This is a genomic window from Flavobacterium potami (assembly GCF_020026915.1).
Taxonomy (GTDB): Bacteria; Bacteroidota; Bacteroidia; order Flavobacteriales; family Flavobacteriaceae; genus Flavobacterium; species Flavobacterium potami.
Genome location: NZ_JAINUY010000070.1, coordinates 1 through 285, shown reverse-complemented (window position 1 = coordinate 285; position 285 = coordinate 1). Strand labels below are relative to the sequence as shown.

Annotated in this window: 1 protein-coding gene; it reads right to left on the bottom strand. The window is 63.9% G+C overall.

Annotated elements, in window-relative coordinates:
* Positions 1 to 183 precede the first annotated feature (183 nt).
* Positions 184 to 279, bottom strand: a complete 96-nt coding sequence (locus K6T82_RS24315; protein ID WP_223711634.1) for a KH domain-containing protein — start codon at positions 277 to 279, stop codon at positions 184 to 186.
* Positions 280 to 285 lie beyond the last annotated feature (6 nt).

Genomic DNA, 285 nt, shown 5'->3' with positions numbered 1-285 from the left:
AACGCGGCGGAATCGCACCACGGCTTCACGCGCAGGTCCCCCCGCACGCCGTGCGTGCCGACGACCTGCCCGCCCTCCAGATATTTTTTCAGCATATGCCCACTTCCCACGGCCGGCGGAGGCGCCGGCTTTTTCTGAAAAGAAAAGCTGCAACATGAAAGCGATGTTGCAGCCCGCCCGGGCTCAGTCGATTTCGACGGAAACCCTGCAGTTGTTCTTGGTCGCGGCCGAGCGCATCACGGTGCGGATCGCCTTGGCGATGCGGCCCTGCTTGCCGATGACGCG